At 40.5% G+C, this 14,057-nt stretch carries 14 protein-coding genes; 2 read left to right on the top strand and 12 right to left on the bottom strand.

Going from position 1 to position 14,057, the window contains the following annotated elements; genetic code table 11:
- Positions 1-2: 2 nt before the first annotated feature.
- Positions 3-3,026, top strand: coding sequence for a membrane dipeptidase (locus ACYVM0_RS00210; protein WP_460550662.1), 3,024 nt, complete (start codon positions 3-5; stop codon positions 3,024-3,026).
- A 3-nt stretch (positions 3,027-3,029) separates the two neighbouring features.
- On the opposite strand, the gene ACYVM0_RS00215 is transcribed toward ACYVM0_RS00210, so the two are convergent.
- The 5 genes from ACYVM0_RS00215 to ACYVM0_RS00235 all read right to left on the bottom strand — a co-directional run bounded on the left by ACYVM0_RS00215 (position 3,030) and on the right by ACYVM0_RS00235 (position 5,676).
- Entirely contained in the window at positions 3,030-3,647 is a 618-nt protein-coding gene (locus ACYVM0_RS00215) for a DUF3267 domain-containing protein (protein WP_460550665.1), read from the bottom strand.
- A 60-nt stretch (positions 3,648-3,707) separates the two neighbouring features.
- A complete protein-coding gene (locus ACYVM0_RS00220) occupies positions 3,708-4,070 on the bottom strand; it encodes a hypothetical protein (RefSeq protein ID WP_460550668.1) in 363 nt (120 codons plus the stop codon).
- Between the two features lie 190 nt (positions 4,071-4,260).
- A complete protein-coding gene (locus tag ACYVM0_RS00225; protein ID WP_460550671.1) occupies positions 4,261-4,713 on the bottom strand; it encodes a DinB family protein in 453 nt (150 codons plus the stop codon).
- 54 nt (positions 4,714-4,767) lie between these two features.
- Positions 4,768-5,178 (bottom strand): VOC family protein, encoded by a 411-nt coding sequence (locus ACYVM0_RS00230; RefSeq protein ID WP_460550674.1) that lies wholly within the window; start codon positions 5,176-5,178, stop codon positions 4,768-4,770.
- Between the two features lie 42 nt (positions 5,179-5,220).
- Positions 5,221-5,676, bottom strand: a complete 456-nt coding sequence (locus tag ACYVM0_RS00235; protein ID WP_460550677.1) for an AraC family transcriptional regulator — start codon at positions 5,674-5,676, stop codon at positions 5,221-5,223.
- A 306-nt stretch (positions 5,677-5,982) separates the two neighbouring features.
- Between ACYVM0_RS00235 and ACYVM0_RS00240 the strand changes: the two genes are divergently transcribed.
- A complete protein-coding gene (locus ACYVM0_RS00240; RefSeq protein ID WP_460550680.1) occupies positions 5,983-7,149 on the top strand; it encodes a GAF domain-containing protein in 1,167 nt (388 codons plus the stop codon).
- A gap of 21 nt (positions 7,150-7,170) precedes the next feature.
- On the opposite strand, the gene ACYVM0_RS00245 is transcribed toward ACYVM0_RS00240, so the two are convergent.
- The 7 genes from ACYVM0_RS00245 to ACYVM0_RS00275 all read right to left on the bottom strand — a co-directional run bounded on the left by ACYVM0_RS00245 (position 7,171) and on the right by ACYVM0_RS00275 (position 14,040).
- On the bottom strand, positions 7,171-7,677 hold the full coding sequence (locus tag ACYVM0_RS00245; RefSeq protein ID WP_460550683.1) for a hypothetical protein: 507 nt from the start codon (positions 7,675-7,677) through the stop codon (positions 7,171-7,173).
- Between the two features lie 66 nt (positions 7,678-7,743).
- The gene (locus ACYVM0_RS00250) at positions 7,744-8,343 is read right to left on the bottom strand and encodes a hypothetical protein (RefSeq protein ID WP_460550686.1); all 600 of its coding nucleotides are present in this window, start codon (positions 8,341-8,343) and stop codon (positions 7,744-7,746) included.
- Positions 8,344-8,488: 145 nt separating this feature from the next.
- Complete coding sequence (locus tag ACYVM0_RS00255) at positions 8,489-9,643, bottom strand: tetratricopeptide repeat protein (protein ID WP_460550689.1); 1,155 nt, start codon at positions 9,641-9,643, stop codon at positions 8,489-8,491.
- Between the two features lie 251 nt (positions 9,644-9,894).
- Entirely contained in the window at positions 9,895-10,245 is a 351-nt protein-coding gene (locus ACYVM0_RS00260) for a VOC family protein (protein ID WP_460550692.1), read from the bottom strand.
- Between the two features lie 149 nt (positions 10,246-10,394).
- Positions 10,395-12,830 carry a zinc-dependent metalloprotease gene (locus ACYVM0_RS00265; protein WP_460550695.1) on the bottom strand — a complete coding sequence of 812 codons (2,436 nt, stop codon included), beginning with the start codon at positions 12,828-12,830 and terminating at the stop codon, positions 10,395-10,397.
- A gap of 24 nt (positions 12,831-12,854) precedes the next feature.
- Positions 12,855-13,427, bottom strand: coding sequence for a hypothetical protein (locus ACYVM0_RS00270; RefSeq protein ID WP_460550698.1), 573 nt, complete (start codon positions 13,425-13,427; stop codon positions 12,855-12,857).
- A 58-nt stretch (positions 13,428-13,485) separates the two neighbouring features.
- On the bottom strand, positions 13,486-14,040 hold the full coding sequence (locus ACYVM0_RS00275; protein ID WP_460550701.1) for a nuclear transport factor 2 family protein: 555 nt from the start codon (positions 14,038-14,040) through the stop codon (positions 13,486-13,488).
- Between the last annotated feature and the right edge of the window lie 17 nt (positions 14,041-14,057).

Here is a 14,057-nt window from a genome sequence, read left to right on the forward strand (position 1 = left end):
CTATGCTAAAAAGAACCATTGTATTCCTGTTGCTGGTACTGCCTGTAATTGCCAACGCCCAGCAATCAAAGGAAGATTTTGAACGTGGCCTTCGCATGATGGAACAACAGGGCCAGGTAAGATTAGATGGCAGTAAGATCATCTTCCTGCATATGAACCCCGGCGATACTGCGTTTTACCGGTTGATGTACAACAATATGCTGGCAAAAGTGGATCAGTCTAAAAATCCCTACAGTATTGCTTTTGAAATAGATCCTAAATTTGTAAAGAACGCACCGCTTAAAGTTAAAACCCTGCCTAAGAAGGATACAGTTAAAACCATGGTGTACGTACCCACACCGGTACAGGTGAATGCCAACATCCGCACATTTGATTATTTAAATAATGGTGATTTTGAATTGGGGTATTTCCGCCAATTACCCGGATGGAAAATTAACGGCGCGGCATTCATGCAAAAGGAAGGCGCTGATATTTATACCTGGAGTGATTTTGATGTGGTTTCAAAAACTGATGTGGGAGGCGACTACTGGACGGACCTTAAATTTAATTTAGGTAATCATCGCGGCCATTGGATCAGCAGCAAAGGCGATGGTATATTGGGCAGCAGTACAGAAGCGGGCCGTGCAACAGGGACCTTAACTTCGGAACCCTTTAAACTATATCCCAATCAGAATTTCATCAGCTTTTTAATTTCCGGCGGCAATGATATACAGCATTTAAAAGTAGAGTTGCTGGAATATGTAACAGGTATAAGGCTTGCCGGTTCAAATGTTGCCGGCGTATTAACCGGCCAGCAAACTTTGCCGGGTGTAAGCCAGGGCAGTATAAGAACGGTGGGAGATACCATGTATAAATCCATTGCAGGTGTTGCTGCCAAAACCGGCCATAACAATCATATCTTTCGCAGAGACTGGTGGGATGTACATAATCTTGATACGTCAAAACTATATGCCATCCGCATTACAGATAATTCCACTAATCTCAGCTGGGGTATCATTAATGTGGATGATTTTAAAATGGTGAAATTTAATCCTGCAGATAACAGGGAACCCAATGATTCTTTAAAAGTACAGCAGATCGTTATCAAAGATATGGTGGCCAACAGGGATCAGCAGATTACGGCAGATATGTATGTGCCGGTATATGGCGCTGCCGACCTGCATACACACCTGATGAGTCATTTATCGATGGGCAAGAAATTAATTTATGGCGCACCCGATTCCGGTTCTATAGTGCCTGCGGGTACGCATGTACGTGGTTTTGATGCATTTGCTCCTGAATGTAACCCCGGCGATGAAAGGGCGAAAGGTCCGGCCGATGCGTTAGGCAATTGCAATGCGGCGCATGGAGGCTGGGGGGCAGATAATGATTGCGGTAATTATATACGTGCCGCAGTTTTGAATTTTGCATTTGATGCAGAGTTTGAAAACCGGGTGCCGCTGGAAAGAAATTTACATGGCGATCATCCCCATGCAGGCTATCCCGATTTTTTATACTGGCCGCATTTTTCCAGTGCCAGCCACCAGCAGATGTGGGTAGACTGGATCAAAAGGGCCTACCAGGGCGGATTGCGGGTGATGGTTACCCTTACTGTAAATAGTGAATTGCTGGGGGCTGTACTTAGTGGTGACGGGCCGATGGATGATAAAGCCAGTGCCGACCTGCAACTGGATGAAATAAAAGCATTCGTGGCAAGGCATAATGATTTTATGGAAGTAGCTAATGGCCCCGATGATATCAGGCGCATCGTACGCAGTAATAAAATGGCCATCATCATTGGTATGGAAGTAGATAATATCGGCAACTTTAATTATGCCAATGTTGCCGTAAATGAAACTACGGCAAAGGCGGAGATCAGGCGCTTGTACAACAAAGGTGTGCGGTATATTTTTCCTGTTCACCTGGTAAATAATAAATTCGGCGGCTCTGCTATTTACAGTTTGCTGTTTAATTTCAGTAATCGTTTTACCAACAGCCAGCCACTTCGTTTTGGCGATCCGTTGCGGCCCGGATTAATGTTTAATGTAGAGGCTGCACGTGACCCGAGGATAAAATATTCTTTAAGCCTTACCAATGGTGTGGCTACAGCAGGTTCAATGAACGCCGCTATTGCAGGCATCAACGGATTGTTTGATGGTATTTCGCAAATACCTTTTCCTCCTGCATTAAATCTTGATTTTACAAGCAGTGATTTTTGCCCCGATCCTAAACTGGGTTGCATCAGCCAGTTTAAGATCATCAAAAGTTTACTTACACCAGATCCTGCATGGGATGTGTACAATAGTATTGCGGGCGGGCAACAAAATCAGTTAGGCCTTACCGATTTGGGAAAAGCAGCCATAAAAGAAATGATGCGCCTGGGAATGATCATTGATGTGGACCATATGAGCGATCATTCGGTAACGGATATGCTGATGATGGCGAATGAATATAATTACCCTGTGGTATCGGGCCATAATGGTATGCGTGACGGTTTTTTTGAAGACAGGGAACATAAAGTAAGTGAGAACCAGAGAACGGATGAACAATTACAAAACATAAAGAGCCTCGGCGGAGTGTTTGGTATTGGTATCGGCGAATCAACAGCGGCGCAATACCTTACCAACTTTCGCATTGCCATGCATGCCAATAAAATGGATGGCGGCGCAATTATGATGGGCTCTGATGTAAATGGTGCCGTTACCATGCCAAAGCCACGTATCGGCCCCGGGAGGGATGGGGCCAGAAGCAGGTATACCGGAAATATTTACAACTTCTGGAATAAACAAATAAGTTATGCTGCTGATGGAATGCCTTTGCAATCATCACCGGGCGCACCTTTAAAAATGCGTAAATATAAATTTGGTAATAAAAGCTGGGATTATAATACCGAGGGCGTGGCGCATATTGGATTGTACCCTGATTATTTCCAGGACCTGAAAAACCTGGGTATGGAGCGGAGCGAAAGGCAGGTGTTCTTTTCTGCTGCTGATTATTTTGTAAATATGTGGGATAAATGTGTGAAGAGTAGTCGCAGTGTGAGGTAATATTTACCGGGCAAAAAAATAAGAAACCTTATTCGCTTTATCATCATATGTAACCAGGTCCTTGTCTTTATAAAAATCAAAAAAACTCAACAGGGCAAAATCTCCTGAGCAACAAGCCGTATGTGTAAGTAATATTCCGGTGATAGTGTAACTCCATAAGGGGCCGCAGAAAAATAATGCCACTATCAAAATAGAAGAAATACATACAAAAGGAGCCAGTGCTACAATTTGAAATTCCTTTCTGTTGGCAACAAACTGGTCGGCAATGGCCATAAAATAGAATTTTTTCAGGTTGCTGTCATACGAAGTTTGTTTTGCGCCTTGCGATTTATATGCCAGCACATGAATATACTCATGCAAAGGCACTAATGCAATGGCGATAGCAAGTCCGTAACAAAAATGATTGATGCAATTGATAATTGTAAACCCGGGAGTAGTATGATACCTGTAAGAAAAGAAAAACAGTAACAATACCGGAATACTATTGCAGGTATAATAAATTATAGCGAACCGGGTTTTCTTTTTTATGTAAGTCCTTACAAAAGGAATGATGTTATGGTGCTCGAGCCTGGCGAGGAGGGTGTAATGTTGTGCAGGTAATTCTTCAGGTTTGATTTTCATATTTTTAAATTGGCTACGCTATAATGAAGTTCAACTACTGTTGTATTTAAAAAACGGTACTCACTTTATCCATTCGCTCCAGGGTATAAAAAAAGGTAAAGCTATTACCCACACCAAAAAAAATAAAGCCATTGCAGCAGGATAACGTTGTTTATGTTTCAGGGCCGGTAATGCAACAAATAAAAGCCAGGCAGATTTATAAATCAGTTGTACCAGCAGTATAGGTGCAAATGTGAGCGGTTGCCAGAGCCCCAAAAAAGAAATAACAGCAATGGAAAGCCAAAGGCAACCTGTAAGCCTGGTAATCTCTGTATGGGGATAGGCATGTTGAAATATGGTTGCTGCAGCAAGTTTAGGATTAAATATTGATGTGATACTGATCCATCCGGCAACGATGATATTTGCGATGTAAATAATTTCCATGTTTTATGGCGGTTATTAAGAATGGAAATAACAGGAAGAGTAACAAGGAAGAATTGAAAAAGTTGAATCAGGATTGCCCGGATTTTACAGGCGGAGTTTTTTTGTTTTAAATGGTCAGGCTACACTTGAAAGTTTTTGGAGAAACGCTATTGCCTGTACTGCATTTTTTAATAGACAGGACAGCTCCTTTCTAACTATTAAACTGCCGTAAATGATGATCGGTATGTTTGTAGGCAAAATAACCAACTTGTTCAGTTGTCATCTTTCCAAAAAATGTATGTACAAAATCGTGGTTTGAAAAATGAGCATAGGATGCAATCAGTGCTATCCATTTCTTTTTTTCGGCTTCAACATCACCTTGTGTTTCTTTTATGATAAATGCCTGCAGGGAAATGGCATTGCGTTGTATCGGTGTTTCATCTTTTGTAATACTCTTCAATGCCATTCTCCCGATAAGGCGGCCTAGGAATGCCCGGGGATATTTTGTAGTATCCCTGCCGGTAACCCATTCATCCCACAGGGTGCAATGTTTCAGCATCTGGTACACATTCATTTGGCCCCATTGAGCAGTGCTGTTTTCATTAAGTGAATTTATCCTGTTGATCAATTCAGTTCTTGTACTTTCGTCAAATACAGTTTTCATATCTTTTTATGATTTTGTACAACAATTCAAAAAGGGTATATCATAACTGGTTTTTTATTCTAACTGGGCTAAAGAAAACCAGTTGCCTGAATCATCTTTAAAAAGAGCTTCAGTACCATAAAATTCTTTTGTTGGCGCTTTGGTAAATTCTACTCCCTTTGCTTTCAGTTCTTCATAAGTGGCAAAAATATCTTTGCAGGTAAATACGCCACATCCGAAAGTTCCTTTTTGTACCAGTTCCTTCATTGTTTCTGCCGTTGCTTTACTGAATGGCCCACCTTCGGCAATCAAAAATAAAGTGATCTCCAGTCCCGGATCATCGGGAGCGCAAACAGTGAGCCAGCGGGCATCTTTACCCATGGGGGCATCTGTATGTACTTTAAACCCGAGTTTGTTTACATAAAAATCGTAGGCGCTGTCCTGGTTAAGCACATAAACGCATACATGTGTCAGTTTTGAGATCATGATGGTAATAATTATTGATGAGTAACAAAGATGAAGAATGCATTACAATGCGACTTCTCCAAAATTGCTGTTTTTTGCCCAGCCATGTTTTGTGGTAAAGCATCCGGGAACAAATTTTAAAGGCGTTTGCAGCAATTGTTTTTGGAGAAGTTGTTGTTGTACCAGGTAATCAGAAGGGGAACAGCCAACCGTACGTTTAAAAAGGCCGCTGAAAGAAGAGAGGCTTTCGAACCCGACAGCATAACAGGCTGCGGTAACAGGAGTGCCGTTTTTTAACAGGGCCATGGCCTTATCTAATCTTACCACGGTTAAATACTGGTGCGGTGTTTTACCATATATTTTTTTGAACAACCGGATAAAATGAAATTTAGAAAAATAAGCTTCGTCTGAAATATTATCAAGATCGATAGGCTCTGTATAATGATCATCAATAAAAAGCTTGGCCTGCACAATACGCCGGTATAAATATACTTTTGGATATGGCGCCGATGTCATCATTATTATAGATTAAATGCATTTTGCTGCAATTGCTAAAATACTTTAGTTTTTCTACAAATCAATTCCGGCTGCCGGTAATTTTTATCTTCCCGGTAATTTTACAATAGCAATGTCCTGTGCTGCCAGGTATACTGCATGCATTACTGTTATATAAAATTATATATGCCAGCGCAGTGGGTAGTAGTAATTCGAAAATGCTGTAGTAGATCTTTTTTTTAACAACTAATACGTAGATCAAATAAGGAATAGTTGCACCTTTGCAGTTGATTATCTTAATTGGTAAACTGAGAATTAAAATCCTGTATCATGATCATTGCTGAATTACCTCCTGACGAAGAACTACGACTTATCGACCTGGCGTCTTACGAAATAATCGATAGCACCGAAGAAACTGATTTTACTGAACTGGTAGAACTGGCGGCGCAGATTTGTAATTGCCCTATTTCCCTGATCAGCTTAGTGGATAAAAACCAGCAATGGTTTAAAGCAAAAAAAGGATGGTTGGATAATGGTACAGCAAGGGATATTGCTTTTTGTGCTCATGCCATATTGCAGGATGAGGTAATGGAAGTAGAAGATGCTGCAAGGGACGATCGTTTTTTTGACAATCCGCTTGTAAGTGGTGAACACAAGGTTCGTTTTTATGCCGGTGCGCCGATCGTATCAACAGCGGGCTATAAACTGGGAACGATCTGTATCATCGATAATCAGCCCCGTAAATTGTTGCCGGAGCAGGCTAGGGCATTGAAAATTTTATCTAACCAGGTTACTAAATTACTGGAGTTGCGTAAGAAAAATCTGCTCATCCGCAAACGTGCCGCAGAAATGATCGCAGTAAAAAGTAAAACTATCAGCAGGGTAATACTGGCACAGGAAGTTAATAAAAAGGAAATAGCCTACAGCCTGCATGAAGAACTGGCGCAATCACTGGCCTCGGCAATGATATTTCTGAAAATGGCAGCTGATTCAGGTATACAGGATTCGCAACATTGGAAAACTGCTCAGGAAGAATTGAGTAAAGTACTTACCGGTATACGTGATCTTTCTTATGCTATTACACCACCTGCTATGAATTTTATCCCGGCAGAAGAACTGGTGAAAGAATTTATAGAAAGAGTGGCAGGTACCTTTTCATTTTCAATACGCACTAAAATTACAGGTAAAAAAACTGCTTATACCGGTGATAAAGCCATTGCTGCCATACGCATTATTGAACAATGGTTAAAAGTACTGGCCGATAAAAAAGATATTACCACCGTTACCATTACCATACAAACAGGTATGCCTTTTGAAATTTTAATTGAGGATGACGGCCCGGTACTTGGGTTTAATGAAGTGAGTAAGGAAGTGTTCAACAGTTTATTATTTGAGATGGCACAATCTTACAATGGTACAGTTGAGCATACCGTTTCAACCGCTACAGCCAATGCTATAAAAATATCTTTTTCAGAACTGGCATTAGCAGTGGCATAACTGTAAAACGAAGTCCCGCAATTAATGCGCCGGTTGAATTACATTACTCCACACCACGTGTTTCATATCGGATAGCGCATGCGCAATACTGTCAACATCATTCACCACATCAGTGACCACATTAAAACCGATCCGGAAATTTTTTTTCAGCTGATCGCCTTTTGTTACCGCAGTTAAAAAATAATTGTGGCTTTGTGCCGGTGCAATAATTTCTTTTATCCACCAGTTTGAAAAACAAATGTTTTGATTCGGGGTAATGTCTTTATTGTCGCAGGTAATGCCTGTAGTCCACGAGCAGGTCATTGAGTAATAGCTAAGGGGAACAACCGTTTTATTCAACAGGCTCAGCTTAATAAATAAAACTGATTGCGAATCTTTTTGCTGAATACTGTCCAGTTGTGCAGTAAGGTCAACCGGGGCCGGGTTTACATATAAGGATGGGGTTTTTTCTTTTGCTGTATCAGTGCAGGAATGGAATACAGTAATTGTCGTAATTAGTATTACTATAAAAATTCTTTTACAATTCAAGCAGTACATTTTTATGTACTAAAGATAATGTTTTTCCTTACGGGTACTGTTTCCCCGGCTTTAAATTTATTTACCCACCTTTATTTCCGGCATCGTATATTTTGCCACCAGGTTTACCAATTGCGATCTGTTTGTTTTTAATGAAGCAAAAAAACTGCTGATATCTTTACCATAGGCCCTTGTGCTTACACCAAACAGAAGAACACCCTTTGTGCCGTCTTTATCAGTAAAGGTTTTATAACGGTATACATTTCTTTCTGCAATGCTCAGCTGTTTGCCATCAGTGGTATTAGCGGTTAAAACAAAATCCAGCATATATTCACCCGCTGCGGCATTGCCAAAACTTTCGTAGCTAACCAATGGATTGGTGGCTTTTAAATTTTTAAGTGAGTTTATTTTTTCTGCCACAACATCTTTAAGGTTTTTATCGCCGGTAATAACATCCATCAGCAACATTGTTTTGTATTTACCTGCAGTGTCATTCTTAGTAAGGTATTCCTGTTTATAAAAATTAACAGCAGGATGGGAGCTCCAATCCAGGTGAAAGGATTGGTTAGCAAAAACAACCGGGCCCGGCACCTTCAGGTAATCTTTTGCATTGCTTTGTGCATAGGTAAGGGCTGAGTACATCGTTAGCAGCACCGCAAATATTATTTTCTTCACCATTGTTTTTTTTTGCAAAGAAAGACGGAATGGCATGCTGTAGAACAAAACGGTTATTAAACGGCAGGTACTATTTTGTAAACGGATACCCGTTATTTTAACTGCGTCTCCATTGCTGATCGATACTACCAGGCATTATACTCTGCAGTCATTTTTTTAGTTTGCCTGCTTTCCCCCATTTCGATTGCACATATTCGTAGGCCTTTTTTTCTTCTGCATCTTTTGGATCAGCCTTCGAAAGGTATTCGGTATAATATTTACGGGCAAGCAAACTGTCTTTTAAACTGAGCTCATAAATGCGGCCGCAATTATATTTCATTATGGGATGCTTAAAAATATAATAGGCCGTATCATAGTCAGCAACAGCATTCTTATATTGCTTAAGCGACTCATAATTCTGTGCCATGTTGTAATAATAAGTTTCTGCGTCTTTTGAAATGGCCATGCTGATGCAGGTTTTCAGCAAGGTATTGCTCTTGTTTAATTCTTTTAACTGGCCCCATGCTTTTGCTTCGTAGTATAAAATTCTTTCATTGGCAATGCCCTGTTGATCCATGTAATCACAAATCCTGATACAATCAGTATACAACTTTAAACTGTAGTAAGACAATGCGATTTGAGTTAATGCCGTTAAAGCAGGATCATTAAGCCTTACCAGTCTTTCACCCGGTACTATCACATTTTGATAGTTGCCCGAATTATAAGCTGAACGTATTGCTAATTTTAAAAATGGAATATTTAAAGAATCTTTTTGTAAAGCAACAGCTATAATACTGTCTGCTTTTACAAAAGTTTTATTGTCAATTAAAACTTCAGCAAAACCGAGGCTGTTTTTTTGATCTGTTGGTAATAGCTGGTAAGCGGTGTTGTAGAAAATAAGTGCAGAATCAGGTTGCTTTCTTTTTAATAGTTCGCCTATATTCCTGTAATGACTGGCCCGTGCCGGTTGCAGGTTAACGAGGCGCCGGTAAAAAGATAGGGATTCGCCGGGGTTTTCAATTTTAGTTAAAATAGCCAGGTAACTGATAGCAGCAATATTTACAGAATCGATATCGAAAATCTGCCGGTAATATTTTTCCGCAGCATTTTCATTATCGTTCATATAATTAGCGTAACCCATGTACCCGAGTAATGAAATATCTTTAGGACCAGCATCCAATAATGGTGTTAAGTAATTGATAGCATCTTCATATTGCTGGTTCTGAAAAAAATCTGCAATTTTATTTCTGTCAAATGCAGTTTGGGCAACGGTGGTGCAAACAAAAATTATTGTTGCGATACAAAGCATTGAAATTTTCTTCATCCGGGATTGATTATGGGAGTATAAAAATATTTTTTGATCAAAAATGTAATGCCTGTATTGGTATTCATCCTGGTGGAGAACTTACGAATCAAGGCAGACAGGCTATTTTGTTACTGGTAAGATAGTAGAAATGCAATACTTCTCATGCCGTATAGTTTTTCGGAATCAACATTTGGTGAACAGATGCGGTACGGACATTATTCCATAAAAAAATATTAAAGCCAGGGTAAAAGGAGTCAGCAGGCTTTTAATTATTGTACGAAATGCCAGCAAACGCCTGCCATATCAATGATGTTCACTTCCTTACCATAAGGTTGTTGTGTAATGGCGCCTAACTTAATGCCAAATTTTTCCGGTAATTGTTTCTCGATCACCGAATTTCTGAATGATGTCACATCATCCACTTTTACAGTCAGCATCAGGTTTTCTGCAAATGCTTTATCGTTATAATCCTGTAAAATAAATTTGCATTCACCGCTTTCAAAACCTGCGTAACCACCACCATCCCAGGTAATATTGAAACCTAATGCTGCAAAGAATTGTTTGGCACGCTCAAAATTGCTGCCCGAAGGAATAAAAGGGGCGAGGGATAAAAATTGCATAGCGCTCATTTTAAATGAAAGATTATGTCAGTGAATTACAAACTTACTATTTTACTTTAATTCACCCTGGCTCGTGTCTAACAGGCCATTAGCAATAGTGTAATCCAGGCCCGTTTCACACAACCAGGGCGAGCGGTATAATATTTTATTCAATACTCCTCGGCATCACAACCTATCGGCGAACCCGGAGGCGCTGCTTCATGTAATGTGGGTTTTGCTTTTTCAGGTGCTTTTATTCTTTCCAATGTCAACAGCAAATACCCTTTGTAAGTATTATCTGTATTGGTTTTTAATTGTGCCGTGGCGTATTTTTTAATATCCTCGATAGCACTGAGCATTTGCGATTTAGTAGCAAACGAAGCATCATCGTTTACAGAAACAGCAAGCAAATAGGTAAGCAGTAATTGTTCATTCTGTTTTTGTATCAGTCCTTCCAAACCTTTTAACCTGGCGGCTTTCCATGTCTTCGCCATTAATTGTGTTATCATCTCATCAATACCCAATCCGTTATTTTCTGCCTGGAATTGTGCCATCCTGTTCAGGCGGCTGCTGTTGAATAAAAATGAGAGCGGCATATCAGCCGCTGCTTCTGCTGCAGCAAGCGGATCGAAAGCCAGTCCTGTACGCCTGTTAAACAATTCCCTGGTATAGCCAAAGCCTGCAGGGCGTGGCGGAATTAATTTAATGATGCTTTCCGGCAAGGCTAATATCCGGGGATCTATACAATCAATAACTGCCTGCAATGCATTTAACTGATCTGCTTTTGTAAGCGCTTGTGTGATCACCTGTCCATCACCACGTATGGCATAAGAATAATACATGCCGCCCACTTCTTTGGTAACTGCCTCTACCTGGTAACGGTGAAAAAGATAAATGGGTACCAGCACATCTTCCAGCATGGCCATCGGTGTTCCTTTACGGATATTGTTTTCACCAAATTGCGATAAGGCTTTGGCTCTTACTTTCAAAACAGTCTTCAATTCTGTTACCGGGTCTTTGCCATTATCCCAGAGATGAGCATTGGGATGCAGGCCACCCGGGTCACGGGCATCACGGTCAGAAATAAATGTAAGCCCTTTTTTTGCAGCAGCAGATAAAATAGTATTCAGTTCCTTCGCTTCATCAGCACCTTTGGCAAAATCCTGGTAACCAAAAGCAATACTTACTTTATCCCAATCGCCTATCTGGTTGGTGTAGGCATTACTGAGGTCAATATCGCCATTATTATTTAGTGTTACTAACGGTGGCGGATAATCCATAACACTGGCCCTGTTTTGTGCGCTGGAAATATAATTGTGCATCAGGCCCAGGGTATGGCCCACTTCATGTGCGGCCAATTGTTTTAAACGTTGCAGTGCCATTTGCAGCATTTTATTATCTGCCGGTAATTCGCCGTTTTCAAAAGGCGCTAATAAACCCTGTGCGATCATATAATCCTGCCGCACACGCAAAGATCCCAGGGTTACATTGCCTTTAATTATTTCCCCGGTTCTTGGGTCTACTACCGCATTACCAAAACTCCAGCCCCTGGTGGAACGATGTACCCAGTTGATCATGTTATAACGAAGGTCCATCGGGTCGGCAGTATCAGGCAAGATTTTTACCTGGAAGGCATTGATATAACCGGCTGCTTCAAAAGCCTGGTTCCACCACTGGGCACCTTCCAGTAAAGCACTGCGTATAGGTTCGGGTGTGCCGTTATCCAGGTAATACACAATCGGGTTCACCGCTTCGCTTCTTGCTGCCGTGGGGTCTTTCTTTTGCAGGCGGTGCCTGATAATATAGTTTTTCTGTATCGGTTCAGTTACCGGTGTGCTGTAATCAAAATAGGAGGTGGGTATATACGGGGAACGGGCATCGTATAGCCTTGGCTGGTAGTTGCTGTCGGGCAGCTGCACAAACGAGTGGTGCATACGCAGTGTTATGGCCTCCGGCGCAGGTGTAACAGCAGTAACATAATTACCCGGCCGGCCATCTTTATTTACAAAAGTTACGGTAGTTTCAAACTCTGTATTCAACGGAAAATTTTTGGTACGTGCCAGGTACATCGCACTGCGGGAAGCATCAATGGCATAAGACCCTTGCTTACTGTTTTGTAAAACATTGCTCACCTGCAGGGCATCGCGTAATAAAAATTCGGTGGCGTCCACCAGTACGGTATCGCCTTTTTCTGCGGCTACAGTAAATCCCCAGATAGTGGATTGTGCAAAAGACTGCGCCACGGCCCTTTTTTCGGCAGCATCACCGGTAACCGCACGATAGGCATAATTAGGTTCTGTCATTAAAATTTTATTGCCCACACGGCTGAATTTTACAATATAGGTAGTGCCCATAATGCCCCTGTCTAACCCAACATCATTGGAGCCTAAGCCGGCCGGCAATGCGGTTTGGTATAAAATTTCGGTATCAAATTTATCCAGCTGCAGCCACACTTTGCCTGTACTGTCGTCCCGGTAAAAATCAATAAAACCCTTGTACAGTTTCATGCGTTTTGTTTTTTCTGCAATGGGGTTGGCAGTTTGTGCCATTACCGCAGCAACTGTTGCCATAATAAAAACAATGACCAGGAAAATACTTTTTTTCATTACAATAAATTTAGAAAGAGGTTATTATTTATTTTTATTTCGTTCAATAGTTTTTAATATTTCGTCTGCTTTAAAATACCCCGGATCTTCAATGGGATGCCCGAGTTGCAGGAGTAGCTGTTTTAAATATTTGAAAGTTTTAAAATCGGTTGCAATATGTTCGCCATGTATCGATTCAATCCTGTCGCATTCAAAACAAATATGTATGCCATTAACAAGTTCATTATTCTTTGAATAAAATAATATTGCATCCCTGTAAACCGGGGCACATACCCAAAGCACTTCTTCTTCAATTTCGGTACGTAATATTTCTATAAGTGATGAAAAAGATGCCTTCTCTTTAGTAATTACAGCAATCTTTTCTGCTGTAGCATTCAGTGTGCCTGACTCAGTAAAAATTCCTGTAGTGTCAGAGTTTGCTATCGTTTTTCTTAAAGTGCTGCACGTTTCCGCTTCTGCCTTAGTAAGCGCAATGCCTGCCAACCTTTTTTTATTCAGAGTATTCAACAGCTCATAAATGCCTTTTCTTTGAAAGGAGTAAGTTTTAAAATAATCAAACGCTAATTGGTTGATATATTCAGTAGTGGTGATAGTCATAAATGAGCACTAACCTCTTTTTGGTCTTGTAAACTTACTGTTTTATCTGCTGCTGCTCTTATTTTAAAGACAGCAGGTATTTCTCCAGCAACTCTTTTTCTTTAAGTGCCGATTGTTTATCGCCCTGGTTTAAATATTGTAATTTACCGGGGAAGTTAAAATATACCCAGTTATAAAATTTACGAAACCGTTCATCAAATATGGCTCTTAATTTTGCAGTCCCGGGTAAAGTATCAACGGCAATGCTTTTCAGTTTGTTTTTATCAAAGGAGTAGGTGTATTTGAATTTCATTTTATCACCGTAAAAATGATCATTGAAAATATCGGAGTCGTATTCTATACTTTTTACCTGTTGTCCTGCTTCTTCCACCGATACCACATTCCATTTGGTATTAAAAGCCTTGTTCCAGTTCATCATATATTTCAGGTACTCTGTTTTATTACTGCTTACTTTTCCATCCTGCAGTAAACTGAAATCTTCTGTTAGTAATCCATCCATTTTTTCAAAATCAGACTGCTCAAATGCAAGGTGAAAGTCATTAAATATTTGCCTGTTACTTTGAAAAGAAGGGAGCGAAAAGGAAAGGAGTAAAAGTGTAAAGAGGTATTTCATGTGTAAAAAAATAATTG

Source organism: Ferruginibacter profundus (assembly GCF_054783275.1).

Coding starts and splice junctions, on each gene's coding strand:
- ACYVM0_RS00270 (WP_460550698.1), bottom strand. CDS start 13,427: ATGACTATCACCACTACTGAATATATCAACCAATTAGCGTTTGATTAT.
- ACYVM0_RS00220 (WP_460550668.1), bottom strand. CDS start 4,070: ATGGAAATTATTTACATCGCAAATATCATCGTTGCCGGATGGATCAGT.
- ACYVM0_RS00250 (WP_460550686.1), bottom strand. CDS start 8,343: ATGGTGAAGAAAATAATATTTGCGGTGCTGCTAACGATGTACTCAGCC.
- ACYVM0_RS00275 (WP_460550701.1), bottom strand. CDS start 14,040: ATGAAATACCTCTTTACACTTTTACTCCTTTCCTTTTCGCTCCCTTCT.
- ACYVM0_RS00260 (WP_460550692.1), bottom strand. CDS start 10,245: ATGCAATTTTTATCCCTCGCCCCTTTTATTCCTTCGGGCAGCAATTTT.
- ACYVM0_RS00230 (WP_460550674.1), bottom strand. CDS start 5,178: ATGATCTCAAAACTGACACATGTATGCGTTTATGTGCTTAACCAGGAC.
- ACYVM0_RS00225 (WP_460550671.1), bottom strand. CDS start 4,713: ATGAAAACTGTATTTGACGAAAGTACAAGAACTGAATTGATCAACAGG.
- ACYVM0_RS00235 (WP_460550677.1), bottom strand. CDS start 5,676: ATGATGACATCGGCGCCATATCCAAAAGTATATTTATACCGGCGTATT.
- ACYVM0_RS00240 (WP_460550680.1), top strand. CDS start 5,983: ATGATCATTGCTGAATTACCTCCTGACGAAGAACTACGACTTATCGAC.
- ACYVM0_RS00210 (WP_460550662.1), top strand. CDS start 3: ATGCTAAAAAGAACCATTGTATTCCTGTTGCTGGTACTGCCTGTAATT.
- ACYVM0_RS00255 (WP_460550689.1), bottom strand. CDS start 9,643: ATGAAGAAAATTTCAATGCTTTGTATCGCAACAATAATTTTTGTTTGC.
- ACYVM0_RS00265 (WP_460550695.1), bottom strand. CDS start 12,830: ATGAAAAAAAGTATTTTCCTGGTCATTGTTTTTATTATGGCAACAGTT.
- ACYVM0_RS00215 (WP_460550665.1), bottom strand. CDS start 3,647: ATGAAAATCAAACCTGAAGAATTACCTGCACAACATTACACCCTCCTC.